We start from the raw sequence: 2,788 nt of genomic DNA, 5'->3' as shown, positions 1-2,788 counted from the left end.
CGGAGGTTATAAGCCGGCATCGCAGATGTTTTGGAAATTTCATTGAATCATGGGTTTGGAGAGCGCCCGTCTCGGCGCTGTCAGGCCAGTGCGGTGCCTACTCGAGTTCGACCACTCTGGTGGGTACGTGTTCGGGGAGTCGTGGCGGCACACGTGCGATGCCCCACGCTGTGAGCAGTCCGTCAAATGATGGGCCGGCAGCACCTTTGGCAGCGGACGGCACTGGCCGGCCTGTCAACCGGTACTGGACCCGCTCGTTAGGCCGGGCGCCCGGCCGCCGGATGCGTTCGATAACGCCATGCCGCACACCGTACTGCAGTGCATCGGACGCGTCGCGCGAATTCATCACGCCGGCGTTGGCCAGCTCGGCAACGGTTGTCGGCTGCGGGTGCCTGCGCAAATAATCGATCAGCTTCTCTGCGTTATCGCGAGCATTCACGATGCTGTTACTCCAGTTCTTTGATGTCCTACGAGGCTAGCAGTGCCGTGCAACCCGTTGGTGAATGCAGCTTACGTGTGCGCGATTCGTCTCAATCGCCCAGTTCGGCCAGCCGCCGAACGTCGCCTTCCCGGTCAACCAGCCGTAGCCACGTCTGCAGATGCTGGCTGCTGCCGTTAAGCAGCCGGTCGGCCAGCGTATGGTCGTTCGCCTTGCCCAGCATGTTGTGAAGCCCCAGGTGTGCAACCAGAAGGTAGTACATGGCGCCGCGGAGTTCATCGCGCCCGTCCTGACAGCGTTGCGCGTGCCGATGCAGCTCTTCAATCGCGCGACCGAGTTTCTCGCCGACACGACAACGGAACCCCGTCACGGTCCTGGCGTAGCGTGTACGCCGGGCCATTGGCATCGGGTGGGAAATCTGGTTCGTCAGGTTCCTGTGGCATTTCGCGTCTCCCTGGTGGCGTTGTTGATTAATGCAGCGTCATCACATGAGCGGAACAGCAGTGTTTGTACTTGCGGCCGCTGCCGCATGGACACGGCTCATTGCGCCCGATCTTCGGTCCGTCCCGGCGGATCGGGACGGAAACCGGAATGTCCGCAAGTGCCTGCCGGTACGGCTCGAAGTAACGGTAGATGTGGGTTAGCCCGGCGATCACCATCTGCAGCAGTTCCTCGCGCTTCTCCGGAGGTATTGGCGGAGGTCGCATTTCCGGGGCTGGGTCGTGCTCGTGATGCAGCATCATGATCGGCAGGATGGGCCCGCCGTGGTCCTCGTCGTCGATGAGCAAGCTCCAGCTTGCCGGACGCGTTTGCACACCGCGCATGAAGCCATGCGCCCAGTCGTTTCCAGGCGCGACGCCATCCGCTCCTTCGAGAAGTACGGGCAGATATACGTTCGGCTCATCCAGGGTAATACGCAATTCCGCTGCGATCGTGTTCCAGTGGCGCATGAGCAGACCCATGATCTCGGTGGCCTGATCGTCGCTGTCGAAAGAAAAATCCTCCCCCAGGATCTGCGGCAGATACTCGCTCGGCAGCACCATGTCCGGGCCACAGATCAAGGCCGCGAAATAGCCGTCGAGTGTTTCAATGTTCATCGCGGGTGTGCCGATGGCGTCGAGAAACCCGGCAAGGCGGGCAAACTCGTCATCGGTTAGCGGCTGGAGAAGCGGCATATTTTTCACGGCAGGTTATACGTTTGCACACGAAGAAAAGGAGCAGGCTGGAATTTGCTGCCGAAAATTCGGGTTGTGACGGGCAGACCGTCGGCGGCAGCGACCGACCATGCTGACCGATTATACGATGTCGAGGCCGGCAAGCATTGCGGCAAGATCGATGGGGCTCTCGTTGCGAAACGCGTAGTGCCCGAGGAAATGGATGTGCTGCCAGGCGACGGGCGAGATCTTTTTCAGCATGTCGAGCGCCTTCTGGTTGCGATCCTGTTCTGCGAACGATGGACATTGCGCTGCAGTTGCGGATCGAGCATGTAGCGCAGCGTGTAGATGCTGCGTACCAGTTTGTCGACCTCGAAGACTGCCTTGCGCGTACGGTGATGCGTCGACAGCGTGCAAAGCTTGCGTACGAGCGCCTGCTGGCTCATTTCCTTGACACTGAGCGACGCGATGATCTGCTCGATGATGGACGGGTCGTCGCAAATCAGCGACCGGTCAATCTGTCCGGCGGGTTTGATCAGAAAGCAGCGAGCTGGCGTTGCGCGTGGGCGCGCCGGACAGCGGGATCGTATGGACCGAAAAGGGCGCACTTTACGACGTCTCGCCCGAGTGCCTCGCGCTGCGCGACGGGCTGGCCAAGTTGCTGAACCAGCCGTTCATGGTCGCGCCGCGCGGTCTGAGCATGCCGGCGCTGGCGGACGGGTCGGTTGTCACATCGGACCGCGTGCAACTCGATCAGGCTCTCGCGCTCGCAAATGTGCGCAAGCGTTTTCTCGCCGAAGGTCTCGTGAATCTGCCTGAAGCGGTGCAGCCTTCCGTCGAGCAGGCAGTCGACGCGCAGTTCGCGCGCCTGATCAGCGATCGGGTCGCGGCGGCCGCGGCGGTGACGCCCCCACAGGGCGAGCCCGACAGCGCCAGTTTCGACGCCGCGCGGCTGCGCCTCGTCAAGATTCGCGCGGCGCTGGTGGACATGGCCGCATCGACGCAGATCGACGACCTCGACACGCTGGTGTCGCGCGACGCGCTTGCGCATCTGCGTCTGGTCGACGACGCACTGAACCGCTCGGAGTTGTACTCGACGCGGCCGACGGCAAGCTCCGGCAGCGGCGCGCACGGCACCATGCTGGCCGCCTTCGGTATCAACGACGTGGGTTCGCTTGGCGCGTATCTCGACCAG

The 2,788-nt window shown here is 62.2% G+C and carries 4 protein-coding genes and 1 pseudogene; 1 reads left to right on the top strand and 4 read right to left on the bottom strand.

Annotated elements, in window-relative coordinates; genetic code table 11:
* Positions 1 to 97: 97 nt before the first annotated feature.
* From P0D89_RS52070 to P0D89_RS52055, 4 genes are all read right to left on the bottom strand, one after another.
* Positions 98 to 439: a hypothetical protein gene (locus tag P0D89_RS52070; RefSeq protein WP_408370829.1), complete on the bottom strand. Its 342-nt coding sequence runs from the start codon at positions 437 to 439 to the stop codon at positions 98 to 100.
* A gap of 91 nt (positions 440 to 530) precedes the next feature.
* Positions 531 to 839: a hypothetical protein gene (locus P0D89_RS52065; protein WP_408379490.1), complete on the bottom strand. Its 309-nt coding sequence runs from the start codon at positions 837 to 839 to the stop codon at positions 531 to 533.
* Between the two features lie 70 nt (positions 840 to 909).
* A complete protein-coding gene (locus P0D89_RS52060; protein WP_408370833.1) occupies positions 910 to 1,614 on the bottom strand; it encodes a YecA/YgfB family protein in 705 nt (234 codons plus the stop codon).
* A gap of 233 nt (positions 1,615 to 1,847) precedes the next feature.
* Positions 1,848 to 2,201, bottom strand: coding sequence for a Tn3 family transposase (locus tag P0D89_RS52055; RefSeq protein WP_408370835.1), 354 nt, complete (start codon positions 2,199 to 2,201; stop codon positions 1,848 to 1,850).
* Here P0D89_RS52055 and P0D89_RS52050 point away from each other — a divergent pair.
* A pseudogene (locus P0D89_RS52050) lies at positions 2,156 to 2,788 on the top strand (type VI secretion system protein); the annotation flags it as partial. The gene P0D89_RS52055 and the pseudogene P0D89_RS52050 overlap by 46 nt on opposite strands.

Source organism: Paraburkholderia sp. RL18-085-BIA-A (assembly GCF_046027075.1).
Taxonomy (GTDB): domain Bacteria; phylum Pseudomonadota; class Gammaproteobacteria; order Burkholderiales; family Burkholderiaceae; genus Paraburkholderia.
The sequence above is the reverse complement of the archived record's forward strand: the minus strand, read 5'-3'. Positions and strand labels throughout refer to the sequence as shown.